Annotated in this window: 23 protein-coding genes and 1 pseudogene; 20 read left to right on the forward strand and 4 right to left on the reverse strand. The window is 63.6% G+C overall.

Features of this window, described 5'->3' with window-relative positions:
• Nucleotides 1–211: 211 nt before the first annotated feature.
• Nucleotides 212–975: pseudogene (locus IVB12_RS19745) on the forward strand (IS5 family transposase).
• A gap of 177 nt (nt 976–1,152) precedes the next feature.
• Here IVB12_RS19745 and IVB12_RS19750 read toward each other — a convergent pair.
• Both IVB12_RS19750 and IVB12_RS19755 read right to left on the reverse strand, forming a co-directional pair.
• Nucleotides 1,153–3,063, reverse strand: a complete 1,911-nt coding sequence (locus tag IVB12_RS19750) for a M48 family metalloprotease (protein ID WP_247301212.1) — start codon at nt 3,061–3,063, stop codon at nt 1,153–1,155.
• Nucleotides 3,064–3,079: 16 nt separating this feature from the next.
• Nucleotides 3,080–3,658: a LemA family protein gene (locus IVB12_RS19755; protein WP_247301213.1), complete on the reverse strand. Its 579-nt coding sequence runs from the start codon at nt 3,656–3,658 to the stop codon at nt 3,080–3,082.
• Nucleotides 3,659–3,808: 150 nt separating this feature from the next.
• On the opposite strand from IVB12_RS19755, the gene IVB12_RS19760 reads away from it, so the two are divergent.
• Both IVB12_RS19760 and IVB12_RS19765 read left to right on the forward strand, forming a co-directional pair.
• Entirely contained in the window at nt 3,809–4,480 is a 672-nt protein-coding gene (locus tag IVB12_RS19760; protein WP_256466465.1) for a PspA/IM30 family protein, read from the forward strand.
• On the forward strand, nt 4,480–4,764 hold the full coding sequence (locus IVB12_RS19765; protein ID WP_247301215.1) for a hypothetical protein: 285 nt from the start codon (nt 4,480–4,482) through the stop codon (nt 4,762–4,764). Before IVB12_RS19760 ends, IVB12_RS19765 begins: the two co-directional genes overlap by 1 nt.
• Before the next feature lie 175 nt (nt 4,765–4,939).
• Here the strand turns inward: IVB12_RS19765 and IVB12_RS19770 are convergent, their stop codons facing one another.
• Nucleotides 4,940–5,182, reverse strand: coding sequence for a hypothetical protein (locus tag IVB12_RS19770; protein WP_247301216.1), 243 nt, complete (start codon nt 5,180–5,182; stop codon nt 4,940–4,942).
• 257 nt (nt 5,183–5,439) lie between these two features.
• Between IVB12_RS19770 and IVB12_RS19775 the strand changes: the two genes are divergently transcribed.
• Both IVB12_RS19775 and IVB12_RS19780 read left to right on the forward strand, forming a co-directional pair.
• Nucleotides 5,440–5,853, forward strand: a complete 414-nt coding sequence (locus IVB12_RS19775; protein ID WP_247301217.1) for a hypothetical protein — start codon at nt 5,440–5,442, stop codon at nt 5,851–5,853.
• 153 nt (nt 5,854–6,006) lie between these two features.
• The gene (locus IVB12_RS19780; protein ID WP_247301218.1) at nt 6,007–6,450 is read left to right on the forward strand and encodes an SRPBCC family protein; all 444 of its coding nucleotides are present in this window, start codon (nt 6,007–6,009) and stop codon (nt 6,448–6,450) included.
• 172 nt (nt 6,451–6,622) lie between these two features.
• Here IVB12_RS19780 and IVB12_RS19785 read toward each other — a convergent pair whose 3' ends face one another.
• Nucleotides 6,623–7,954: an Hsp70 family protein gene (locus IVB12_RS19785; protein WP_247301219.1), complete on the reverse strand. Its 1,332-nt coding sequence runs from the start codon at nt 7,952–7,954 to the stop codon at nt 6,623–6,625.
• A 354-nt stretch (nt 7,955–8,308) separates the two neighbouring features.
• Here IVB12_RS19785 and IVB12_RS19790 point away from each other — a divergent pair, with 354 nt between their 5' ends.
• The 15 genes from IVB12_RS19790 (at nt 8,309) to IVB12_RS19860 (ending at nt 25,193) form a co-directional block, all read left to right on the forward strand.
• Nucleotides 8,309–8,446, forward strand: a complete 138-nt coding sequence (locus tag IVB12_RS19790) for a hypothetical protein (protein ID WP_247301220.1) — start codon at nt 8,309–8,311, stop codon at nt 8,444–8,446.
• Between the two features lie 498 nt (nt 8,447–8,944).
• Nucleotides 8,945–9,910 (forward strand): tripartite tricarboxylate transporter substrate-binding protein, encoded by a 966-nt coding sequence (locus IVB12_RS19795; RefSeq protein ID WP_247301406.1) that lies wholly within the window; start codon nt 8,945–8,947, stop codon nt 9,908–9,910.
• Between the two features lie 82 nt (nt 9,911–9,992).
• A complete protein-coding gene (locus IVB12_RS19800; protein WP_247301221.1) occupies nt 9,993–10,490 on the forward strand; it encodes a tripartite tricarboxylate transporter TctB family protein in 498 nt (165 codons plus the stop codon).
• Between the two features lie 42 nt (nt 10,491–10,532).
• Nucleotides 10,533–12,032 (forward strand): tripartite tricarboxylate transporter permease, encoded by a 1,500-nt coding sequence (locus IVB12_RS19805; RefSeq protein ID WP_247301222.1) that lies wholly within the window; start codon nt 10,533–10,535, stop codon nt 12,030–12,032.
• A 404-nt stretch (nt 12,033–12,436) separates the two neighbouring features.
• Nucleotides 12,437–13,726 carry an oxalate/formate MFS antiporter gene (gene oxlT / locus IVB12_RS19810; protein ID WP_247301223.1) on the forward strand — a complete coding sequence of 430 codons (1,290 nt, stop codon included), beginning with the start codon at nt 12,437–12,439 and terminating at the stop codon, nt 13,724–13,726.
• 264 nt (nt 13,727–13,990) lie between these two features.
• The gene (gene oxlT, locus IVB12_RS19815; RefSeq protein WP_247301224.1) at nt 13,991–15,313 is read left to right on the forward strand and encodes an oxalate/formate MFS antiporter; all 1,323 of its coding nucleotides are present in this window, start codon (nt 13,991–13,993) and stop codon (nt 15,311–15,313) included.
• Between the two features lie 174 nt (nt 15,314–15,487).
• Nucleotides 15,488–15,913 carry a CBS domain-containing protein gene (locus IVB12_RS19820; protein ID WP_247301225.1) on the forward strand — a complete coding sequence of 142 codons (426 nt, stop codon included), beginning with the start codon at nt 15,488–15,490 and terminating at the stop codon, nt 15,911–15,913.
• Nucleotides 15,914–16,020: 107 nt separating this feature from the next.
• Nucleotides 16,021–17,040: a 2-dehydropantoate 2-reductase gene (locus IVB12_RS19825; protein ID WP_247301226.1), complete on the forward strand. Its 1,020-nt coding sequence runs from the start codon at nt 16,021–16,023 to the stop codon at nt 17,038–17,040.
• A gap of 11 nt (nt 17,041–17,051) precedes the next feature.
• Nucleotides 17,052–17,825 (forward strand): fumarylacetoacetate hydrolase family protein, encoded by a 774-nt coding sequence (locus IVB12_RS19830; RefSeq protein WP_247301227.1) that lies wholly within the window; start codon nt 17,052–17,054, stop codon nt 17,823–17,825.
• A 217-nt stretch (nt 17,826–18,042) separates the two neighbouring features.
• Entirely contained in the window at nt 18,043–18,246 is a 204-nt protein-coding gene (locus IVB12_RS19835) for a hypothetical protein (RefSeq protein ID WP_104463929.1), read from the forward strand.
• Between the two features lie 47 nt (nt 18,247–18,293).
• Complete coding sequence (locus IVB12_RS19840; protein ID WP_247301228.1) at nt 18,294–18,944, forward strand: hypothetical protein; 651 nt, start codon at nt 18,294–18,296, stop codon at nt 18,942–18,944.
• A gap of 171 nt (nt 18,945–19,115) precedes the next feature.
• Entirely contained in the window at nt 19,116–20,111 is a 996-nt protein-coding gene (locus IVB12_RS19845) for a nitronate monooxygenase family protein (RefSeq protein WP_247301229.1), read from the forward strand.
• Nucleotides 20,112–20,136: 25 nt separating this feature from the next.
• Entirely contained in the window at nt 20,137–21,108 is a 972-nt protein-coding gene (locus tag IVB12_RS19850; protein ID WP_247301230.1) for a zinc-binding dehydrogenase, read from the forward strand.
• A gap of 159 nt (nt 21,109–21,267) precedes the next feature.
• On the forward strand, nt 21,268–22,641 hold the full coding sequence (locus tag IVB12_RS19855) for a cation-efflux pump (RefSeq protein WP_247301231.1): 1,374 nt from the start codon (nt 21,268–21,270) through the stop codon (nt 22,639–22,641).
• Nucleotides 22,642–22,862: 221 nt separating this feature from the next.
• Nucleotides 22,863–25,193, forward strand: a complete 2,331-nt coding sequence (locus tag IVB12_RS19860) for a PAS domain-containing sensor histidine kinase (protein WP_247301232.1) — start codon at nt 22,863–22,865, stop codon at nt 25,191–25,193.
• The last annotated feature ends 24 nt before the right edge of the window (nt 25,194–25,217 follow it).

Below are 25,217 nucleotides of genomic sequence, written 5' to 3' on the forward strand. Positions count from 1 at the left end.
CCGCGATTACCCACGGGTGTAGGTAGGCATTCTTTCGCTCTGATAAGAGATGGTGCTCAAATTGTATCGATTGTCGGAGGCGAAGTCCGCTTTGGGTCATGAACGACAAAACTCAAGGTGAGCATAATAGGTCCGCTTTCGGGTGCATAGCGACCAGTTGAGCCTGCCAGCCGAGCCATGATTCAAGCCATCCATCGGAAGGGGTCGAATCATGCGCTACGAACTCACGGACTATGAGTGGTTTGCGATTAAGCCGATGCTGCCGAATAAGTCGCGCGGCGTGCCACGAGTGAATGACCGTCGTGTCCTCAATGGCATCTTCTGGATCTTGCGATCCGGGGCACCGTGGCGCGACCTGCCGGAAAGCTTCGGTCCGTACACGACCTGCTACAATCGGTTCGTTGGCTGGCGACGGGCGGGCGTGTGGGCCAAGCTCATGAGCGTACCGGCTGGTGCCCATGATGCTGCCGTGCAGATGATCGATACATCCATTGTTCGCGTCCATCAACATGGGGCCTGTATGACAAGGAACCATCGCCAATCGATGGGAAGGTCACGCGGCGGTCTTACAAGCAAAATCCACGCGGTGGTCGATAGCAATCGTCTACCGATACGGCCTGCGTTGAGTCCCGGCTAGGCGCACGACGTTGACTTGCCGGAAAACTGCTGTCTCGTCTCAAATCCGGATCAATGCTGCTTGCCGACCGTGGCTATGACGCCGACTGGATTAGGGAGCTTGCCGTGAAGAAGGGCGCGTGGGCCAACATCCTGCCGAAAAGCAATCGCAGCGATCTGATCTGCTTTAGCCCGTACCTCTATCGCGCTCGCAACCTCGTCGAACGGTTCTTCAACAGGATCAAGCAGTGCCGTCGGGTGGCGACGCGCTACGACAGGGTTGCAGGAAACTACCTTGCCTTCGTCCAACTCGCACCTATCCGCCTATGGCTGGCCGCGCGTTATGAGTCCGCGCCCTAGTCCGTCATGAGATGACGGGAGAACGACAGCGGAATGGTGGCTTCGCTTCGTCAGTGCCGGACTCGCTTCCGGCGCCGGGGCCCGCGCGCCGGTCCCTTTGGTTCTCGACGGCCCTGCCGCGGGGCGAACCGATGAATCGTCGGTGATGATCCGAAGCTAACCAATCGGACTTTCGCCCTAAGCGTCCTTGCCCACGCGGCCTCGGCGCGCCGTGCACGAAACAAAATCCAACGGCGCCCTGGCAAGGGCCTCGATCTCGGCCCGCTCCAGCGGCGTCAGCGCCGGCGCGAAATCGGCCGCCGCAACGCGCTCGCGTAACGCAGCGATGGCGGCCTGATGCTCTGCGGTCGCATACGACCTTGTTGCAACATCGAGACCGGGATCGCCGAAGAAGCGATGAATGACCCCGCTGAGCGTCTTGCGGGATCTGAAATATTTGAGGATCGCCTCGTCGCGGCCGGCGGGCGGCGCTTCGCCGACGTACCGCGCAGCACTGGCGTTCAAGGCCAGATATCTGGGCAATGAGATCGAATTGGCGTCCCGCGGCACTTCGGTGACCTTGTGAAGCCCGCGGTCGCCGACCGAATAGCGCTCGGTCTGGAAACAGCCAGCGCGCCGGACTTCGGCCAGCTGAGCTTCCGCCGTGGCGATATTGCCGAACGTTCCGTTCCACTGGCTGGCGGGCCCGGCCGTCTCCTGGCGGGTCATCGCCGGCCCCGCCGCCATGATCCCGACGAGATTGGACTCGCCGCGATGCGCCCCGAGCATCTTGTCGATCGACGCTTCGTCGCAGCCGACCGGCGCGTTCGCCAGTCCGACGAGCTTGCCGATCCCCTGCATCTGGCAGCGCATTCCCTCGCCGCCCATCGCGAAGAACGTCCGCATCGGCGCAGGGTCGAGAGCCCGGGCGAGCGCCGCAGGCCCGGTGAGGTCCGAGCGGTGGATCCACAGAAACACGGCGATCGCGGCGATTGCGCCCGCCGTCATTTCCCACGTCAGGCCGAGCCTGTTGAAGTCGGAATCGAAAGAGGCTGGCGCAAGCCAAGACCTCGCCGCGCGGGTAGCCGACGGACGGCGACCAAACCCGGCTCCGGACCGGAGCTCGGGCGGCCGCGTGTCCCGCCGTGCAGGCGCGATCAGCGCCATCGATCCCGTGACCGAAACGATCGCCGCCACGCGCTCGGCGATCGTGGGATGGGTCGCGAAAGCCCCCTGGTGCGCGCCATCGATCATCATGGCGTCCTGCCCGGCCGCGAGTCCGGGAATGGCGCTGCGCCCGTCAATACGCTGCAACGCCGAGACGAGCGCGGACGGATTCTGCGTCAAGCGGACGGATTCCGCATCGGCGATGAACTCGCGTGCCGATGCGATCAGCAGACGCGTCAGGTGGCTGCCGTCGAGCGCAAGGCGGCGAAGCAGCGAGACGACGAGGATGAGCACCACCATAATCGGCAACGCGATCGCCAGGATCGGCAGCGAGCAGGCTTCCCAGATCCGGTTGACCTGCCTCTTGTTGCGCCGCGGCTGGAGAAAGCTCAGCGTATCGAGGCAGATGTTGGTCGCCGCGATCAACCGGATGTCTTCGTTGACCACGTGAACGATCTCATGGGCGGCGACGGCGGCCAGTTCGTCGTCGTCCAGGACGTCGATCAGCCCGCGCGTGAAGACCAGCACGGCGTCCTTTCGCCTGATCCCGCAGGCAAATGCATTGAGCGCAGGGCTGTCGATGACGCCGACATAGGCCGTCGGCAGGCCGGCCGCGATCACCAGTGGCTCGACAATGCGGCAGAGCCGCGGCTCATCATTGTCGTCGACGAAGCGGAAGTTGGTCCTGCCGCGCACGGTGCGAACGTGCCAGGCCATCTGCACTGCGAACAGCAGGCCGCCGGCAACGGTGACGATCGGCACCCAGCGCACGAGGTAGCCCGTCCAGCCGTAGAGCGGCGCGTGCTCGGGGTCGAGCATGGCCAGCGGCACCACGAGCGCCAGTATCGCGAGCAGATGGAACGCGACGACGAAACCCGCGAACAATGCGAGCGAGCGCGTGTCATTGCGACGGACGTGGCCGTAGAGCCCGTTCACCCGCATGGCAAACTCTCTTCAATCAGAATTTGACCGCTAGGGGCTCGTCGATCAGGACGCGTTCGATGCCGAGGTCGTACGGCTTTCGTGCGCCCATCCTGAACAGGCGGCCGATGTAGCTGCCGGGAAACTGACGCAGCGTCGTCGCGTATTCCTCGACCGCCAGATTGTAGAAGCGACGCGAGGCGGTGATGCGATTTTCCGCATCGACGAGTTCGCTGCGCAACTCGGCGAAGTGCGTGGATGCCTTGAGCTCGGGATAGCGCTCCGCCATGCCGATCAGGGCGTTGATGTTTTGTGTCAGATCCCGCTCGGCGCTGAGCCGCAGCTCCGGGGTCGCGGCTTGCAGCGCGTCGGCGCGCGCCTGCGTGACGCCCAGCAGAATGTCACTTTCGTGCTTAACGAATGCGCGCACCGTCTCCACCAGGGGAGGAATCAGGTTGTGACGGTGCTTCAGGTGAACGTCGATATCGCCGAACGCCGTGTCACAGCGCTGATCGAGCGCGACCAGGCGGTTATGCGTCGCGTATGCGATGTAGGAAGGTAAGGCAATCAACAAAAGCAGCGTCGCGAGACAGACAACAAGCAATGTCAACAGCATGACCCGCTCTCCCTTGGGTACCTTCCGGAACGGTACCGCAATGCGGTTGCGGATTCGTTGCAAACAATAGCTAAAGTTGTCGAATGGCGTAACAGTGCCTTAAAACAATCCTGTGCCTACTCGGCGCCAATTTCATAAAAGGGGTTCGTCATGGCTGAATCGATTTTCGCGCGCGTGTCCCGTCTGCTCTCGGCAACTGTCGAGGACACCGTTGACCGTATGGAGCAGGCCGGCAGCGATGCCGTCATGCGCGAGGCCATCCGCGAGGCCGATCGCGCAATCGATCAGGTGAAAGCAGAGCTTGAAGCTGCGATGGCGCGTCGGTTGCAAGCGGCACGTCAGCAGAAGATGCTCGCCGAGCGGGCCGACGAGCTGACCGCCAAGGCCAAGTTCGCCTTGAACCAGCAACGGGATGATCTCGCCGAAGCTGCGTTGTCCCGCCAGATCGACTTCGAAGCACAAGCCAAGCAACTCGATGCCGTGCAGCAACAGGCCCGCGAGCTGGAGCAGCGACTTGAAGACAGCCTCACCGCGCTTCAGGCGCGCAAGCGTCAGATGGAGGATACGCTTCAGGCCTTCCTGATGTCACGGCAGGAGGCCGCGCTCGGCGGCGATGGCCCGGCTCGGCCGAACCGTGCTGCGGAGAAGAAAGTCGACGCGGCCGAAAAGGCCTTCGATCGCGCCATGGCCGGAGCGGGCGGTGTTGAATTCACGCGCACTGATGCGAGCACGATAAATCGCGTGGCCGAAATCGACGGCATGCGGAAGAGCGCAACCGTCGCCGAACGGCTGGCGGCACTGAAAGCCGAACAGGCCGCCTGATGATCCGAAAACCCGCCGCGGCATGGACTCAGCGGCACGAAGACGGAGCCGTCCGAACCATCCGCACGGCCTCTGCGCTCGCGAAGACCAGCTACAGCGGGGCACGACGCGCCGGCAAGGCCGTTGTCGGACTGATCTGCTACTTCTTCGCGGCGATCTGGGGCTTTGCCGCGCTTGCTTCGGGCCTTGCCGGCAGCCTTCCAAGCCTAGTCGGCATCGGCGCGATGGCTGCATTCATGTTTTGGGCGGGCCGCCGGTCCTTTGCAGCGGCACGCGCAGCTTGATTTCTACGCCACGCGAAGTGAGTGGCGGTCGGCCCGTTGGCCTCGTGGACGCCGCACGCAGCCCATCGGACTCCCCCAACGAGTCCTTCGAATTGCGGTTCGCGCTCCCTCGTAGACTATAGGAAGACCGCTGAAACCAAGAAGCCCTCGCTGGTTTCGAGGGCTTTCAACTCAATCACTTCCGTGCGCCGCTCTTCTTTGTGGACTGGCCACCTGGAGTGCTGGTGCCTGAGCTGTCGGTCGTGCTGGAAGACGTGCCCGTCGTCATCCCACCCTTCGATTTAGCGGTGCTCTTGGTGGTATCGCTTGTTCCGGCCACTCCGGCCTGCGCGCCCTGCTGGCTCTGACTCGGTTGCGCCAGTGCCGCGGTTCCCATCATCGAGGCGATCATCGTACTCACTAAGAGCTTCGTTATCATTGATCTATCTCCCGTCCTGATCGCGAACAACAGGCCGGCGCGCTCCGCGTTCCTCCGGCGCGGCGGTTCTAGGCCCGAACCGAACCTCATCGCGGATGGGGCCATTTGAGAGTTCATCTAACTCGCATCGCATCAATTTGATTCAACTGGCTGCGTTGGTCGCAAAGAAGCGTTCTCTGTTCCTGAAGACCGTCTTGACCGGATTCAACTGCCCTTAATGTCTGGCGCTTCAACCTGCCACAAACGGGAGCACGAGCATGCGTCTGTTGGTATTCGGTTTGATCGCCGTTGGCATCGCCGGTTTTGCTGCCTACGACCAGTACGACAAGAAGGCGAATTTTCAACGCGTCGATGCGCGCGTCAGCGCTGTGACCGATCAGTGCTACCTGGAGAAGGTCGAGCGCGGCATTTTCTCCAAGACGACGTCGACCTCTGATCTGCTTCGCTGTGACCAGGCCGAAATCCTGACGCGCGAACACCCGAAATGGCAGGGCTACGAAATCAAGCACAAGATCGAGGTCAAGTTCGCCTATGTGTCTCCGGTCGACGGGACCACGCATTTTTCGAGCCTGAGGATGTCCGGCTTCCCCAACGGTCAGCCTTTGCGCATGGGGGACGTCCTTCCGGTTCTGGCATCGAAGACCAAAGCGGACAAGACACGCCAAGCCTGATTGGCCGGGCCGGCGCGCGAACCATCGCAGGCACCGACGCCCAACAAAAATCTGCAAAGCCGTGTCGGATCGGCAGCCTCCCCGTCGTCCTCGTGACATGAATGGGCCATAGACGCCAAACTCGGGCCCATCAATTCACTGAGGATAACAATCATGCCCAGCACTGTCCGTCTGCACCGCGTCTTGGCCACCAGCCCGGAGAAAGTCTATCGCGCCTTCCTGGAGGCCGACGCGATGGCGAAATGGCTTCCACCGAACGGCTTCACCTGTACCGTGCATCATTTCGAGCCCAAGGTCGGGGGCACGTTCAAGATGTCGTTCCGGAATTTCACGACGGGCAACAGCCATTCGTTTGGCGGCGAATATGTCGAGCTCGTCCCGGGCGAACGCCTCCGCTACACCGACAGGTTCGACGATCCTAACCTGCCGGGTGAGATCCAGGTCACCGTGATCCTGAAGAAGGTCTCGGTCGGCACCGAAGTCGACATCACGCAGGCCGGCATCCCCGACGTCATCCCGCCGGAGGCCTGTTATCTCGGCTGGCAGGAATCGCTGCGCAACCTGGCACGGCTCGTCGAGCCGGAGATCAACCAATAGCCGGTCCGCGTTTGACGCAGCGGGGTGATCTGTTCGACCAAATTCGCAGATTTCCCCGCCTCGTCGAATGAACTCTCCGAGAGAACAACTCACATCGAGTCTGCAGATATCTACGGAGCCCAATTGAGCTGCGGCTGCGTGCGAGGCAGATCCGATCCATTGCGAACGATCGTTACGCGCCCGCCCTCGATTCAAGCCCGCCGCCGGCGGTCCATCTGTCCGGGTCGGGGCTGTGTCCGATCAGCGCGAGACCATACGCGATCGACTCGAACTGGTCGCCCGACATCAGCCGTTCGTTACCGAAACGGTCGGCGAACAGCTTTCGGACGGCCGGCACGAAGGACGTGCCGCCGGTCAAAAACACCTTCTCCACCTCGCGCCCGGTGATGCCCGCCTCGCCCAGCACCTTGTCGACGGTGGCCCCTAACCGGGCGATATCGTCGGCAATCCAAGATTCGAAATTTTTCCGTGTGATGGCCGCGCCGATGTCGACCCCGCCACCTCCAAAGCGGAAGTCCACCTCGTCCTGCGCCGACAGCGCCACCTTGGCGTCGGACACCGCGCGGTACAGCGAAAAGCCGAGGTCGAGATCGACGATGGTAATGAAATCCTCGAGCAGAGCCGGCTTCAGCGCGGTGCGCGCAAGCTCGCGCAGCTCGCGCAAATCGCCGTTGCTCTTCATCATCGCGAGCTGATGCCAGCGGGCGAGGTTGGTGTAGTGGCCGCTCGGGACCGGCAGCACCTTGTCGAACGAGCGGAAGCTGGAGCCTTTGCCGAGCCGCGGCGAGACCACGTGGTCGACAATCCGATAGTCGAGCGTGTCGCCGGCAATGCCGATGCCGGCGTGTCCCAGCGGTTCGGCGCGAAGGCTGCCGCCTTTGCGCGAGAAACGCATCACGGAAAAGTCGCTGGTGCCGCCGCCAAAATCCGCAACCAGCACGGTGGCATCCCGCTCCAGCCGGCGGGCGAAGGAAAACGCCGCGCCCACGGGCTCATAGACGTAGCGGGCGTGGCCGGCACCTAAGCGCTCGAACGCGGCGCGATAGCGCTGCATCGCCAGCGCCTCGTCGGGATTGCCGCCGGCAAAGCGGACGGGGCGGCCGACCGTGATGTTTGCGGCCTCGAAGCCGAACCGGTCGCCGCCGTGGCGCGCCAGCGTCCGCAGGAACGCCGCCAAAATATCCTCGAACTTGTAACGCTGGCGGAACACCTGGGTGGTGTTGAAGCTGGAGCTCGCCGCAAACGTCTTGAACGACTGGAGGAAGCGGTAGACGTGGCGCCCTTCGAGAAACTGCTCGATCGCCCATGGACCGCCCTCGGCCTGGGCGCCGGCTCCCGGCCTTTCCTCCCAGAAGCACAGCGCCGACACGTAGACGCTGTGGCGCTGTCCGCCATGGTCGAAGCGGATGGCCTCGACCCGGCGGTCGTCCGCCGCGAGCGCGACGACCGTATTGCTGGTTCCAAAATCGATGCCGATCGAGACGGCGGGCGAGGCGCTCGACATGAACCACTCTGACGGATGATTGGATAAGGGGGCGGACCACTAACGGCTTTGCACGACCGTGCCAAGACCCACCGTTGCAGTGCGGCCGGAACTTGGCGTCCCATCGCTGCAAGATCCCGCGCGATCCGGGATGATTTAGCCAGCTTTTCGCACCTTCGCCCACTGGAACGACATCCCCGCCCGGGCATAAGCAATTTTATTTCCGAAACGGCTTCGTTAATCCAGCATTATGCTGCAATGCGAAAGCTTGCGTACTGCTATGCAAACAAGAGCATAGACACTGGTATCTGGTATACATAGATTGCCCTCGAAATGAGACAGCAAGGCTGACTGTTCTCAAGAAAGGGATTTCCGATGTCCAAGACCGCTTCCGTTGCCCTGGCCCCCTCCTCCTCGCTGTTCGCCCGCCTGATGGCCGCGATCGACAGCCTCCTGATGGCGAGCGCCAGGATCTCGAATCACAACGGCGACCTGCCCCGTTTCGGCCTGTAAGAAGGCCTTGCCCGCCCGCCCAACGGCGAGATGGCAGACCTAGCAGACCCTACGTTCGATCAAATGGCCTCGCATGTCGGGGCCATTTTCGTTTTGCGGCTTGCCCTGGCCCGCGACCACAACTGCGACGATTGGTCCGCTGGTGGGGCCCGCCGATCAGATTGTTTGACGGCTGGCATCTCGCATACCATTCGCCCGAACGATTGCGCGATCAAAGGCCTGAGAGGGGAAACAGCAACGCAGGGCGGGGCGGCCGAGGGGCACACCTGCCGCGAGCGTTGGCGGAGCCTTAGCCGAAAGGAGCGGATGCCGCGCATTGTCCCTACTCATAGAGTTTCTGCCGGACTGCCATGGGAAATCGACCGCAAGAGTGACCCCAGGCATCCGAATCGAGATGGGCTGACGCAAGCCGACAAAGATCGGCTGCGTTGAGGATTCGACAGGGAGAGAAACAAGATGAGGCCATTCGTTCTGAATGTCGCTTTGGCGGCAATCGCGATGTCGTGCGCCAACAGCACCGCAAGCCGTGCTGCCTGGGAGCCCGTCCGTCCGGTCGAGTTCATCGTGCCGGCGGGCACCGGCGGCGGCGCCGATCAGATGGCACGCACCATCCAGGGCATCGTCACCAAGCACAATCTGATGAAGCAGCCGCTCGTCGTCATCAACAAGGCCGGCGGCGCGGGTGGCGAGGGCTTCCTCGATGTGAAGACGTCGTCGGGCAATCCGCACAAGATCATCATCACGCTGTCGAACCTGTTCACGACGCCGCTGGCAACGGGGATTCCGTTCAACTGGAAGGATTTGACCCCGGTGGCGATGTTGGCGCTCGACGAATTCGTGCTCTGGGTGAATGCCGAGAAACCGTACAACACCGTCAAGGACTACCTCGACGCCGTGAAGAAAGCCCCGAGCGGCTCATTCAAGATGGGCGGCACCGGCTCCAAGCAGGAAGACCAGATCATCACCGTCGGCATCGAGAAGGCAATCGACGCAAAATTCACCTACATCCCCTACAAGGGCGGCGGCGAAGTCGCCGTTCAGCTCGTCGGCAATCACGTCGATTCGACGGTCAACAATCCGATCGAGGCGGTCGCGCAATGGCGCGGCGGCAAGCTCCGTCCGCTCTGCGTCTTCGACGCTCAGCCGATGGCCTATGACGAGCCGATCGCCGACGGCAAGGCCTGGAAGGATATTCCGACCTGCAAGTCGCAGGGCCTGGCGATGGAATATCTCATGCTGCGCGGCATCTTCATGTCGCCCAAGGCCACGAAGGATCAGATCGAATACTACGTCGAGCTGTTCAAGAAGGTCCGCGCCACGCCGGAATGGCAGGATTTCATGAAGAGCGGCGCCTTCAACACGACATTCCTGACCGGAGCCGAATACGCGAAGTGGGTCGAGGCCGAGGAGAAGCGCCACGAAGGCTTGATGAAGGAAGCCGGCTTCCTCGCATCGGGGAACTGACCCGCGACATCGACGGCTGAGGACGCTGGATCGTCCTCCCATCTGCCGCGACCGCGCAAGATTGCGTCCGCCTGGAGGTCCCATGACTGAACGATCCGGATCCGAATCCGGCCCCGCACACAAGACGCTGGAAATCGGCATGGCGCTGTTGATCGGCGTCTTCGGCCTGGTCGTGATCTTCGGCAGCCTGAAGGCCGGCATCAATTGGGGCGCGGAGGGCCCGCGTGCCGGCTTCTTCCCCTTCTATGTCGGCGCCGCCATCGTCGGCGCAAGCGCCATCAACCTCTGGAGCGCGCAGCGCCACGACGACGGCCGGCTGTTCGCAGAATGGGGACAGCTTCGCCAGGTCATGAGCGTCGTCGTGCCCACCGCGATCTATGTCGGCTCGATGCCGTTCATCGGCCTCTACGTCGCCTCGATGATCTTTATCGCCTGGTTCATGCGCTGGCTCGGCGGTTATCGCTGGCTGACGACCATCGCGGTGGCGATCGGCATGCCGGTCGTGACCTATCTCGTTTTCGAGCGCTGGTTCTTGGTTCCGCTTCCCAAGGGCCCGTTCGAGGAATGGCTTGGTTTGTAAGAGCTGCGCCGCCATCCCGTTATTGCTGCAGGACGTATCGATATGGAAGAGTTGGCCAACCTGTTTCACGGCTTCGCGGTCGCCCTGCAGCCCTACAATATGATGCTGATGATCATCGGCATCACGCTCGGAGTCATCATCGGCGTGCTGCCGGGGCTCGGCGGCGCCAATGGCGTTGCGATCCTCCTTCCCCTGACCTTCAGCATGCCGCCGACGTCGGCGATCATCATGCTGTCCTGTATCTATTGGGGCGCATTGTTCGGCGGCGCCATCACCTCGATCCTGTTCAACATACCCGGCGAGCCCTGGTCGGTGGCGACCACCTTCGACGGTTATCCGATGGCGCAACAGGGCAAACCCGGTGAGGCGCTCACGGCCGCCTTCACCTCCTCCTTCGTGGGCGCGCTGTTTGCCGTCATCATGATCACGCTGGTCGCGCCCCTCGTCGCGGGTTTCGCGCTGCGATTCGGTCCGGCGGAGAAGTTCGCGGTGTACTTCCTCGCCTTCTGCAGCTTCGTTGGCCTCAGCAAGGAGCCGCCGTTCAAGACCATCGCGGCGATGATGATGGGCTTTGCGCTCGCGGCGGTCGGCCTCGATTCGATCACCGGCCAGTTGCGGCTGACCTTCGGCGTCACTGAACTGCTCAACGGATTCGACTTCCTGATCGCCGTGATCGGCCTGTTCGGTATCGGCGAGATCCTGCTGACCATGGAGGAAGGACTGGCTTTCCGAGGCGGCAACGCCACCATCAATCTTCGGGTCGTGCTTCAGACCTGGCGGGAATTACCCGCGTACTGGCTGACCTCGCTGCGCTCCTGCCTGATCGGGTGCTGGATGGGCGTCACGCCCGCCGGCGCAACGCCGGCCTCCTTCATGAGCTACGGCATCGCCAAGCGCCTGGCGCGACGCGGCAACAATTTCGGCAAGGGCGAGATCGAGGGCGTGATCGCGCCCGAGACGGCCGCCCATGCCGCGGGCACCTCGGCGCTGCTGCCGATGCTCTCGCTCGGCGTGCCGGGCTCCCCGACCGCCGCCGTCCTGCTCGGCGGATTGTTGATCTGGGGCCTGCAGCCCGGCCCCATGCTGTTCGTCGAGCAGAAGGAATTCGTCTGGGGCCTGATCGCCTCGATGTATCTCGGCAATCTCGCCGGCCTCATCGTCGTGCTCACCTGCGTGCCGATCTTCGCCGCGATCCTCCGCGTGCCCTTCGGCATCATCGCGCCGCTCATCCTGGTGCTCTGCGCGATCGGCGCCTATTCGGTGCACAACAGCACCTTCGACGTGATGCTGATGCTTGTGTTCGGCGTGCTGGGCTACCTCCTGAAGAAGTGCAACTACCCGCTGGCACCGCTGGTGCTCGCCATCGTGCTCGGCGACAAGGCGGAGGAAGCCTTCCGCCAATCGCTGTTGGGATCGCAAGGATCGCTCGGCGTGTTCTTCTCCAATGGCCTCGTCAGCACCATCATGGCGCTCGGCCTGGTCGCCCTGTTCTGGTCCGCGATCCAGGAAGGCTACAGCCGGCTGCGGACGTCGATGGTGTGACGCGCGCGACCCGGCGTCGCCGCGCGCCGGCCGTGCGAAGCTCCCCAAGACTTCTGGGATAAGGAATTCCACGATTGCAGTCGCCGACCCACCGGACGGCGCTGTGTGCGAACAGCGCGCAAGTGGTCGTGTGCCGAGGGCACGGGCTTTTCACAGCGTGCTTGCGGCTGCGCCGCGTTACAGAAATCTCTTGTTGGATCAATCGCTTGAATGGCACAGTCGCTATGGCCGCCGGCACTCCGGCAGCAATTCAGGCTTTACAATCCCGCAGCCAAGGCGCATGTGAACAAGCCCGCGATATTTCGCCGCACCCTCAGTCCCTCGCTTGAATCTTGGCATAATGAATACCAGGATGCGAGCCAGCGCATGCATAAAAAATGATCGGCGCGTTCGGGAGGGTTTTAATGACGGACATGGTGCAGTCAGCAGCGGCCCCTAGTGTCACACGTGTAAGCGATGCTTTTCGCTGGGCGCAATTGGCCATCGGCGTAGGCGCGATGGTGATGATCGCCAACTATCAATACGGCTGGACGTTCTTCGTCCCCGACATCCAGAAGACGTTCGGCTGGGATCGCGCCTCGATTCAATGGGCGTTCACCCTCTTCGTTTTGTTCGAGACCTGGCTCGTGCCAGTCGAGGGATGGTTCGTCGACAAATACGGCCCGCGCATCGTCGTGCTGGTCGGCGGCGTGCTCTGTGCCATCGGCTGGGCGATCAACGCGCAGGCCACCACGCTGAACGGCTACTATCTCGGCATGATCATCGCGGGCATCGGCGCCGGCGGCGTTTACGGCACCTGCGTCGGCAACGCGCTGAAGTGGTTTCCGGACAAGCGTGGTCTTGCTGCGGGTATCACGGCCGCAGGCTTCGGTGCAGGCTCTGCGCTGACCGTCGCGCCGATCCAGGCCATGATCAAGGACAGCGGATTTCAGACCACCTTCCTCTATTTCGGCCTCGGGCAAGGCATCATCATCTGCATCCTCGCCTTCTTCCTGCTGGCGCCGAAAGCGGGCCAGGTGCCGAGTGTGGTGGCGAACGCCAATCTGCTCCAGACCCGCCGCAACTATCAACCGACCGAGGTGCTGCGTCAGCCGCTGTTCTGGCTGATGTACTTCATGTTCGTGATCGTCGGCGCTGGCGGGTTGATGGTGACGGCGAACCTGAAGCCGATCGCAGCCGACTGGAAGGTCGACAACGTGCCGGTCACGCTGATGGCGGTGACGATGACGGCGGTGACGTTCGCGGCGACGATCGACCGCGTGCTCAACGGCCTGACGCGTCCGTTCTTCGGCTGGATCTCCGACATGATTGGCCGCGAGAACACGATGTTCATCGCCTTCGGCATGGAAGGGTTCGGCATCTGGATGCTCTACCTCTGGGGCCATGATCCGATCTGGTTCGTGCTGCTCTCGGGCTTCGTGTTCTTCGCCTGGGGTGAGATCTACTCGCTATTCCCCTCGACCTGCACCGATACGTTCGGCGCCAAGTTCGCGACCACCAATGCCGGCCTGCTCTACACCGCGAAGGGCACCGCCGCGCTGCTGGTGCCGATCGCCAACTACATGCAGCAATCGTCGGGCACCTGGGACAGCGTGTTCATCATTGCGGCCGGCGCCAACATTCTGGCTTCATTGCTCGCAATCGCGGTGCTGAAACCCTGGCGCAAGGTCGTGGTCGCGAAATCGACCGTCTGACCCGCTCCGCTACAATTCACTCAGCGGGACGCCCGGCCTCACGGTCGGGCGTTTTCGTTTGGTGCGAAGGCCCCCGCGATGCCCCCCGAAATCACGATGGAACTTCGCGCATTCTTCAATGTGGCGCCAAGTTAGGGCTTGCAATCTGGAATATCGTATACCAATGTTCGGCCCGCGCCTGCGACGATAAGCCACAATATTTGCGACATCAGGTCATCTTGCGATCCTGCGTCGCAGCTAATCAGGCGCCTTGGGAGGTTCTTGATGATTTCCAGCCCGGATGGCGCCGTCACGGCCGCGCCACTTCGCACCGGTTTCCGCTGGCTCCAGCTCGTGATGGGCATCGTCTGCATGGCGATGATCGCCAATCTGCAATACGGCTGGACGTTGTTCGTCGATCCGATCGATGCGGCCCACCATTGGGGGCGCGCCGCGATCCAGCTCGCTTTCACCATCTTCGTCGTCACCGAGACCTGGCTGGTGCCAGTCGAAGCCTGGTTCGTCGACAAATACGGTCCACGGATCGTCGTCATGTTCGGCGGCGCGATGATCGCGCTCTCGTGGATCCTCAACTCTTACGCCGATAGCCTTACCCTGCTCTATGCCGCCGCGATCATCGGCGGCATGGGCGCGGGCGCGGTGTACGGCACCTGTGTCGGCAACGCACTGAAATGGTTTCCCGACCGCCGCGGGCTCGCAGCGGGCGCGACCGCCGCCGGCTTCGGCGCCGGCGCCGCGCTTACCGTCGTGCCGATCGCGAGCATGATCGTCTCCAGCGGTTATCAGCACGCCTTCCTCACCTTCGGCATCGGCCAGGGCCTGATCGTGTTCGTGCTCGCCTTCTTCATCCAGCCGCCGCGGATCTCGATCCCGCCGAAGAAGAAGCAGCTCAATTTGCCGCAGACCAAGATCGACTTCACCCCGCCGCAGGTGCTGCGGACCCCTGTTTTCTGGGTGATGTATCTCGTCTTCGTGATGGTCGCCTCCGGCGGCCTGATGACCGCGGCGCAGATCGCTCCGATCGCGCACGACTTCAAGATCGCCGACACGCCGGTCACGCTCGCCGGCTTCCAGATGGCGGCCTTGACCTTCGCGATTTCGCTCGACCGCATCTTCGACGGTTTCGGACGTCCCTTCTTCGGCTGGGTCTCCGATACGATTGGCCGCGAGCCCACCATGTTCATCGCCTTCGGCACCGCTGCTTTGATGCTTCTGGCGCTGTCGGCCTATGGCCATGTGCCCGTCGTCTTCGTGCTCGCCACCGCGGTCTATTTCGGCGTGTTCGGCGAGATCTACTCGCTATTCCCCGCGACCTGCGGCGACACCTTCGGCGCGAAATTCGCGACCACCAACAACGGCATGCTCTACACCGCGAAGGGCACGGCATCCCTGCTCGTCCCGCTGGCGAGCGTGATCTCGACTGCTTATGGCTGGAAGGCCGTGTTCGTGGTGGCAGTGGCGCTGAATGCGACGGCAGCGCTGATGGCGCTGTTCGTGATCAAGCCGCTGCGCCGCTCCTTTATCCTCGGCAAGGAAGCCGAGACCATTGAGGCCGCGACCGGCAATGCCAAGACCGAGACGGCATAAGCCACCACACGGCTTAGAGGATTGAACAGGGGCGCAGCGATGCGCCTCTTTCTTTTTGGCGCCCACAAACGTCAGCAATGCTGCCGCAAGATTTTTCGGATCAGCCAAATCCAGCGCTTGACGATTGGCATTATGTATACCACACTTCCCTGTCATTCACCCAGGGAGGTTGCAATGCTGGTCGGAGACATTCTGCGCAAGAAGACGCCGCGCGTTGTCACGGTGCGAATGAACGAAACCGTGGGTATCGCCGCCAAGCTGATGCGCGCCAACAACATCAGCGCGCTGGTTGTGAAGGACGTGGTCCGCTCCGAAGGCAACACTGCGGTCGGCATGTTCACTGAGCGCGATGTGGTGCGCGCCGTCGCCGATCACGGCGCCAATGCCATCAACGTCAAGGTCTCGCAGCTGGTCTCGGTGCAGCAGCTCGTGTCCTGCACCTCCTCGGACACGATCGAGCACGTCCGCCACTTGATGAACCGGAATCACATCCGCCATCTGCCCGTCATCGACGACTACAGCCTCGTCTCGGTCATCAGCAGGCGCGACATCGCCGCTGCCGTGGACGAGGCCACCAACTCTACGCCGCAAGCAGCCTAGAGCCCTCCACACTCCCCCTGCGACTGCCGGCCCCGGCTCGGACCCTTCCGAGCCGGACCGGATCTTTCGTGCCAAATTCCGGCTTTCAGCTCCTTCGCGAGGACTTCATGAAAATCTGCATCTACGGCGCCGGCGCGATCGGCGGTTATCTCGGGGTTCAGCTCGCGCGCGCGGGCGCCGACGTCAGCCTGGTCGCACGCGGCGCGCACCTTGCCGCGATGCGCGAGCGCGGCCTGACGCTGCTCGCGGGCGAGGAGCAGCACACCGTGCATCCGCGCTGCACCGACGATCCCGCCGAGCTCGGCGTGCAGGACTACATCATCATCACGCTGAAGGCGCATTCGATCACCGGTGTGATCGAGAAGATGCAGCCGCTGCTCGGGCCTCACACCCGCATCGTCACCGCCGTCAACGGCATTCCCTACTGGTATTTCTACAAGCACGGCGGCCCATACGAGAACTCGACGCTGGAGAGCATCGACCCCGGCGGCCGGCAGTGGCGCGAGATCGGCGCCGAGCGCGCCATCGGCTGCATCGTCTATCCCGCCACCGAGATCGAGGCGCCCGGCGTGATCCGCCACATCTACGGCAACAATTTCCCGCTCGGCGAGCCCTCCGGCGAGATCACGCCGGACGTGCAGCGCCTCTCCGATCTCTTTGTCGCGGCCGGGCTGAAGGCGCCGGTGCTCGACCGCATCCGCGACGAGATCTGGCTCAAACTGTGGGGCAATGTCTGCTTCAATCCGATCAGCGCCCTGACCCATGCAACGCTCGACGTGATCTGCACCGATCCGGCGACGCGTGCATTGTCGCGCGCGATCATGGTCGAGACGCAAGCCATCGCCGAGACGTTCGGCGTCACGTTCCGCGTCGACGTCGAGCGCCGCATCGAGGGCGCCCGCAAGGTCGGCGCGCACAAGACCTCGATGCTCCAGGATCTGGAGCGCGGCCGCCCGATGGAGATCGATCCGCTCGTCACCGTGGTGCAGGAGATGGGCCGCCTCACCGGCATTGCCACGCCCGTGCTCGATTCGGTGCTGGCGATGGTGACGCAGCGCGCACGCATCGCCGGCCTCTATGACGGCGTTTCGGCACCATCAGATCCGCGCGCACTGGCGGTGGCGTGATGGCGGGCGAGATGAAACGCTGGCTGCGCTTCCGCCATGGCGGCACGACCGGCTTCGGCACGCTGACGCCATCAGGCATCAGCGTGCATGAGGGCGACATGTTCGGCCGCAATGCCAGCAGCGGCAAGATGCTGGCGCTGTCGGATGTGGAGCTGCTCGCGCCCTGCGCGCCCAGCAAGATCGTCGCGCTCTGGAATAATTTCCATGCGCTCGCGGCCAAGCTTAACCAGCCCGAGCCGCCGGAGCCGCTGTATCTCCTGAAAGCCACCACCAGCATCACGACGCCTGGCGCCGTGATCCGCCGCCCGTCTTACTACGACGGCAAGACCACCTATGAGGGCGAGCTCGGCATCGTGATCGGCAGGACCTGCGCACGCGTCTCCCCTGGCGAAGCGGACAGCTTTATCTTCGGCTACACCTGCGTCAACGACATCACCGCCAACGACATCCTGACCAGCGACCCCACTTTCCCGCAATGGGCTCGCGCCAAGGGCATCGACGATTACGGCCCGTTCGGGCCCGTCATCGCCACCGGCCTCGATCCGGCCAAGCTCACGGTCCGCACTATCCTCAACGGCGCGGAGCGGCAGAACTATCCGATCTCGGACATGATCTTCAGCGCGCAGCAGCTGGTGAGCAGGATCTCCCACGACATGACCCTGCTCCCCGGCGACCTCATTGCCGTCGGCACTTCGGTCGGTGTCGGCGTGATGAAGGAGCCGCTGAACACTGTGACCGTCGCGATCGACGGCATCGGCGAGCTAACGAACGAGTTTCGGCTGTAGCCGCCAGCGCGCCGCCGCAGCCCGAATGCGCGCAGCGACAGCCCAATCCCCGGCCGTCACACACTCCGAAGTATCCCTAAACATCACATCTGCGTACGCCCGACATATGCCGTCAACATGTCCCGCGCGTGCCGCAACTTGGACGCATTCGGCCGCCCTTCTGTGATGCGTGTCTGGGGGCACGGCGCCGCCGTGTTTGGACCAAACTTCTAGGGGTATGACTGTGAAGAAGATTGTATTTGCTCTCGGTGCCACGCTTGCTCTGGTCACGGTTGCGAACGCTGCGGATCTGCCGCGCCGCCAGCCCGTGCCGGCCTATCCGGCTGAGCAGGCTCCGATCGGCAAGATGCCGATCGGCAAGAGCCCGGTTGGAAAGGCCCCGATCGGCAAGGCGCCCGGCCCGGTCGCAGCGCGGTACTGACACGCAACACGAATCTGCGTAAGCGGGCGAGAGTCGAGGGGCACAGCGTGACCTACAAATCTGGTCGATCGGGATCCTGCATCCTCGCGGGCTTCGCGCTCGCGGCCATGATCGCATGCACGATGCCCTCGGCCTCGGCCCATGAAGCGAACAAGCGCGTTGCCGATGCGAACGCGCTTGCGACGACCGACACCACATCGCGACCGGCGCCGCAAGCGACGCGGCGTCCCGTCGCGCGTGCGGAGAAAGGTCCGTACTACGTCGACTTCCGGGCGAGAACCGCCGCGAGCTGGGGCCACGCCTTCGTCTGGTACGGCAAGACCAGCGAACGCGCGGTCGAGGTCGCGGGCCTCACACCCGCCGGCGACACGCTTGCTTACGTGCTTGGCCACATCACCTTTGTGCCCTCCGAGACCGGCGCCAGCTACGGCGATCTCGATCCGGAATATCTGACCGCGAGCTATCGCGTGTACCTGAACGAGGCTGACGCCAAGCGCGTGTTCGCCTACATCAAGAAATTGCAGGCGAACTCGCCGGTGTGGAACGCGGAGACCACTAACTGCACCGGCTTCATCGGCGACATCGCCGAGTTCATGGGATTGCAAGTCCCCAACCGCTGGCAGCGCCCGGAGAACTTCGTCAACCGCCTCAAAGAAATGAACGGCGGCCGCCAGATGGTGCGGCTGTCGGCGGAGTAGCTCTTCGCTCCGTCCGGCAGCGGCAATTATCCGCCCCACGGAATCCCTTCGCGTCCCGCATGATGGCCCCGCCTGCACCGCACGGCGCGACGAATAGACATTTCCCGGTCCGGGCGGCATCCTCCCCTGCATCAACCGAGACCAGAGCGCCACACCGGCGGGGGAAACATTATGCTGCAGACACGGTTCACTAAGCTCGTCGGCGTCGAGCACCCGATCGTCCAGGGCGGCATGCAATGGGTCGGGCGCGCCGAGCTCGTTGCCGCGGTCGCCAACGCCGGCGCACTCGGCTTCATCACGGCGCTGACCCAACCAACGCCGGAAGACTTGACCAAGGAGATCGCGCGCTGCCGCGACCTCACCGACAAGCCCTTTGGCGTCAACCTCACCATCCTGCCCGCGATCAAGCCGCCGCCTTATGCCGAATACCGCGCCGCCATCATCGACAGCGGCATCAAGGTGGTCGAGACCGCCGGCAACAAGCCGCAGGAGCATGTCGACGAATTCAAGAAGCACGGCATCAAGGTCGTGCACAAATGCACCAGCGTCCGTCACGCGCTCTCGGCCGAACGCATGGGCGTCGATGCCCTCTCGATCGACGGCTTCGAATGCGCCGGCCACCCGGGCGAGGACGACACCCCCGGCCTGATCCTGATCCCGGCCGCCGCGAACAAGATCAAGATTCCGATGATCGCCTCCGGCGGCTTTGCCGATGCGCGCGGCCTCGTTGCCGCGCTGGCGCTAGGCGCCGACGGCATCAACATGGGCACCCGCTTCATGGCCACCAAGGAGAGCCCGATCCACCAGCTCATCAAGGAGAAGATCGTCGCCAATGACGAGCGCGAGACCGAGCTGATCTTCCGCACCATGCGCAACACCTCGCGCGTGGCCAAGAACGCGATCTCGACCAAGGTCGTCGCCATGGAAAAGGAAGGTGCCAAGTTTGAGGACATCCGCGAACTCGTCGCCGGTGCCCGCGGCAAGATGGTCTACGCGACGGGTAACTCCGACGAGGGCATCTGGTCGGCCGGCCAGGTGCAGGGCCTGATCCATGACATCCCGAGCTGCGCCGAGCTGGTCTCCCGCATCGTGCGGGAGGCGGAAGCCATCATCCGCAGCCGGCTGGGGGGCATGATCGTTCAGCCGCAACACGAAGCGGCGGAATAATCACTGTAAGAAGCGAGTGTAAGACATGAAGGCTTATGTCTACGGTCCTGACGGCGCTACGATTTCCGATGTCGCTCAACCGAAGCCTAAGGGCACGCAGGTGCTGGTCCGCGTCCGCGCCTGTGCCCTGAACCGCGCCGATACCGGCATGCGCAAGGGTCATGCCCACGGCGCAGCCGGCGGCGTCGGCACCGTGCTCGGCATGGAATGGGCTGGCGAAGTCGCCGAGCTCGGGCCGGACGCGAAGGGCGTCAAGATCGGCGACCGCATCATGGGGTCGGGCAGTGCCGCATTTGCCGAATATACGCTGGCCGATCACGGCCGGCTGTTCCACGCGCCCTCGAACATGAATTTCGAGGAGGCGGCCACCCTTCCCGTGGCGCTCGCGACCATGCACAATGCCGTCGTCACCGTCGGCGGCGTGCAAGCGGGCCAGAGCGTGCTGATTCAGGGCGCGAGCTCCGGCGTCGGGCTGATGGCGATGCAGATCGCCAGGCTCAAGGGCGCCAAGCTCGTAATCGGCTCGTCGACCGACGCCACTCGCCGCGGCCGGCTGAAGGAATACGGCGCCGATCTGGCCGTCGATAGCTCCGATCCGAAATGGGTCGACGAGGTCCTGAAAGCGACCGGCGGCGAAGGCGTCGATCTCATCGTCGACCAGGTCTCGGGCAAGGTCGCGAACCATAACCTTGCCGCGACGAAGGTGAAGGGCCGCATCGTCAATGTCGGCCGGCTCGGCGGCACCCATGCCGACTTCAACTTCGACCTGCACGCCGCACGCCGCATCGACTATGTCGGCGTCACCTTCCGCACCCGCACCATCGAGGAGGTCCGCGAGATCTTCGAGCAGGTGCGCAAGGACATCTGGGGCGCCGTCGAGTCGCGAAAGCTGCAACTGCCGATCGACAAGGTGTTCACATTCGATGACATCGATCAGGCGTTCGCGCACATGGAGGCGAACAAGCATCTCGGGAAGATTGTCGTGACGGTGCCTTAAGCGCCATTCCGGAGCGCTTGAAGAGCCGAACCTGAAATCTCGAGAGTCGGGTCTGGTCGCCATCCCAGGAATGACATCGCCGTCGCTCCTGCAAGTCACTTGCGACTACGGCTGTGGATCGTCGCTTGATGTTCACCTACGTCCTGCTAAATCCCCGCCATGATCTCCCAGCACAACAAGACCTCGGTCGCCGCGATCTCGATCTTCGCCAGCGGCGGCATGGCGGCGGCCAAATTCGTGGTCGGAATTGCGATCGGCTCGCTGGCGCTGATCTCCGAGGCCCTGCATTCCTCGATCGACCTGGTCGCGACCATCATCACCTGGGCGGTGGTGCGGGTGTCCGACAAGCCGGCCGACGAGGAGCACCATTATGGCCATGGCAAGCTGGAGAGCGTCTCGGCGCTGGGCGTCACCGCCCTGCTCTACGTGCTCGCCGGCGGCATCCTGGTCGAGGCCTATAGCCGGCTGCGGGAGGGAACCGCGCCGCCGACCATTTCGGCCGTGCCCTTTGTCGTGCTGGTGATCGACATCGCCGTCAATCTTTGGCGCGCCCGCGCGCTGCACCGCGCTGCGCGGGAGACCAGGAGCCAGGCGCTCGCCGCGGACGCACTGCATTTCGCCTCCGACGTGATGGGCTCATCTGCGGTGATCGTGGGCCTGATCCTCGCCGGACTCGGGTTCTGGTGGGGTGACGCCGCCGCGGCCGCCGCCGTCGCCGTGATGATCGCGGCTCTCGGCCTGCGCATGGCGGGCTCGACCGTGCAGACGCTGGTCGACCGCGCGCCGGAGGGCGCCCATGAGCAGGCCACGGCCGCGATCCGCAGCGTGCCCGGGGTGATCGACGTCGAGCGGCTGCGCGTGCGCATGGTCGGTGCAACCTATTTCATCGATACCATCGCAAAAGTGCCGCGGACCTATCCGATCGACCGCGTCGAGGACATCAAGCGCAATGCGCAAGCCGCCGTCAGCAGAGCGTTCGGCGACGCCGACCTCACCTTCACGGCCGTCCCCGTCGCGCGCAACAACGAGACCGTGCGCGACCGCATCATGGTGATCGCGCGCAATTCCGGCCTCGCCATCCACCATGTCACGGTGCACGACCTCGGCGCCAAGCTGATCGTCGGCATCGACCTCGAGGTCGATGGCGAAATGCAGCTCGAGGCCGCCCACGATGTCGCCAACACGCTGGAGCGCAGCATCCAGGAGGAATTCGGCGAGGACGTCGAAGTCGACGTCCATATCGAGCCGCTGGAACCGGAACTGCCGTTCGGTGTCGACGCCCCCGCGGAGCGCGTGCAGGCCATTGCCGCCGCGTTGACCGAATTTGCCGGCGAGGGCGAGATCCACGACATCCATAATGTGCGCGTCCGCAACACCGAGGCCGGCGAGATCGTCAACTTTCACTGCCGCGCCACGCCATCGATGAGCGTGATCAAGGTGCACGAGCATGTCGATGCAATCGAGCGTGCATTGCGGCGCGCGTTCCCGAGCGTGAAGCGCGTGATCAGCCACGCCGAGCCCCCGCGTGCATGACAGCGCGCGAAGAGTCACACGTTCTCGTTTCGGACCTGTCGCGCACGTCACTTTACGGACAAGCGATGCGCAAACTGCGCGTTGGATAAGAATAATTTCGCGTTAAGGATTCGTTGACTCTCGACAGCCCGCGAAAACTGGATTCAAATCGGTGTGATTCGAAAGCGACGTGGGGCCGCTTTCGACACTCGTCGTAAGCAGGTTTTCAGGGGGCCGAAGGCATGGCGCGTGCAGACGCCGCGAACGCATGCGTTCAATCCGATTCGATCAAGGGATTGGCGCAATCGATCGCGAAACCTGCCTATCACCGGCTGCTGATCGCGGAGCCGGCGCTGCGCCGCGCCGTGCCAACGCTCATCATCGCCTTCCTGATCACGATCTGCCTCGGCGCGTTCGTGCAGGTCGTCGACCAGACGCGCCAGAAGCGGCTGGTGATCCGGCACGACATCTCGGCGCTCGCCGATTTGCTCGCCGAACGCATCGACCGCCTCACCTCCGTGCGACAGGAGCGGCTCAAGAACATCGAGAGCCTGCCGAAGCTGCTGCCCGATCTCATTCCGTCATGGGGCACGGCCTTGGGCCGCCACATCATTGTCGCCTCGGCTGACGTCGACCGCCGCATCCTCGCCCGCGTCCCGGTCGATAGCGACCCTTCCGGCAACGACCGCCTGCTCGACGCGATCACGACCGCGCAACTGCTCGCGGCGCCCCCGCGCGACGGCAACGTCGCCGACATGACGCTGCCGAACGGCAACGCCGCGATGGCGACCTCGCGCCAGATCAAGTCGCTGCCCGGCTTCGTCACGGTGATCCAGGAGCGCAACGAGCCGATCTGGGGCTCGGATGCCGCGCTCTCGGTGACGCTGTCGGCGACCACCGGCTTCGTCGTCCTGATCCTGGGCTTTGCCTTCCACTGGCAGTCGACCCGCGCCCGCGAAGGCGACCTCATCAACGACGCCGTGCGCGGCCGCATCGACACCGCGCTCAATCGCGGCCGCTGCGGACTGTGGGACTGGGATCTGTCGCGCGGCCGGATCTTCTGGTCGCAGTCAATGTTCTCGATGCTCGGCCTCGACGGCCGCAACGAGCTCCTCACCTTCGGCGAGGTCAACGCGCTGGTGAAGTCCGACGATATCGATCTGTTCGAGATCGCCGATCAGCTCATCTCCGAGAAGATCGACCACATCGACCAGACCTTCCGCATGCAGCATGTCGACGGCCACTGGATCTGGCTCCGCGTCCGCTGCGAGAAGACGCGCGGGGCGACCGATTCCAGCGTGCACTTGATCGGGATCGCGGTCGACATCACCGAGCAGAAGAGCCTCGCCGAGAGAACGGTGGAAGCCGACCTTCGCCTGCGCGACGCGATCGAGACCATTCCGGAAGCCTTCGTGCTGTGGGACGCGAGCGACCGCCTCGTGCTCTGCAACTCGCACTTCCAGCGGCTGCACAAGCTGCCCGACACCGCCGTGATCCCCGGCACCTCCTACGAGACCGTGCTCGAAGTCGGCCGCATGCCGGAGGTGCGCACCCGCCATAACGAGACCGCGAGCCAGGGCCCGGGCGCACGCACCTTCGAGGCACAACTCGACGACGGCAGCTGGCTGCACATCAGCGAGCGGCGCACCAAAGACGGCGGCTACGTCTCGGTCGGCACCGACATCACCCGCATCAAGGAGCACGAGCAGAAGCTGGTCGACAACGATTTGCGCCTGCGCGCCACCGTCATCGACCTCAAGCGCTCGCAGGCCGCGCTCGAACGCCAGGCGGTCGAGCTCGCCGACCTGGCCGAAAAGTACCAGCGCGAGAAGACTCGCGCCGAGGAAGCCAACCAGACCAAGTCGAAATTCCTCGCCAATATGAGCCACGAGCTGCGCACGCCGCTCAATGCGATCATCGGCTTCTCCGAGATCATGGGCTCGGGCATGTTCGGCGAGCTCGGTTCGGAGAAGTACCAGGAATACTGCCAGGACATCCTGACCAGCGGCCACTATCTGCTCGAGGTCATCAACGACATCCTCGACATGTCAAAGATCGAGGCCGGCCGCATGAAGCTCGACATGCAAGAGCTGGACCTGTCGCGGACGCTGGCGGAATCCCTGCGCGTCGTCACCGGCCGGGCGCAGGACAAGCACCTGACGCTCGATGCTGACATCGCCAAATCCATCTCCGTCGTCGCCGACCGCCGCGCCACCAAGCAGATCATCGTCAACCTGCTGTCCAACGCGGTGAAGTTCACGCCCGACGGCGGACGCGTCGTGGTGCGCAGCCGGCAGCTCGACGACCGGATCGTGCTGATGATCGCCGACACCGGCATCGGGATCGCGCCGCATTCGCTGGCGCGGCTCGGCCGCCCGTTCGAGCAGGTCGAGAGCCAGCTCACCAAGACCTATCACGGCTCCGGACTGGGCCTGGCGATCGCCCGCTCGCTGGCGCAGCTCCACGGCGGTTCGATGCGGCTGCGTTCCAAAATCGATGTCGGCACGGTGGTGCGCGTGACGCTGCCGCGCGATGCGATCAAGGCGGCGGCGGCGATATCGGCAGCGGCTTGAGGCGATCAACAGGCCACAATGAAT

The organism is Bradyrhizobium sp. 179, assembly GCF_023073535.1.
GTDB lineage: Bacteria > Pseudomonadota > Alphaproteobacteria > Rhizobiales > Xanthobacteraceae > Bradyrhizobium.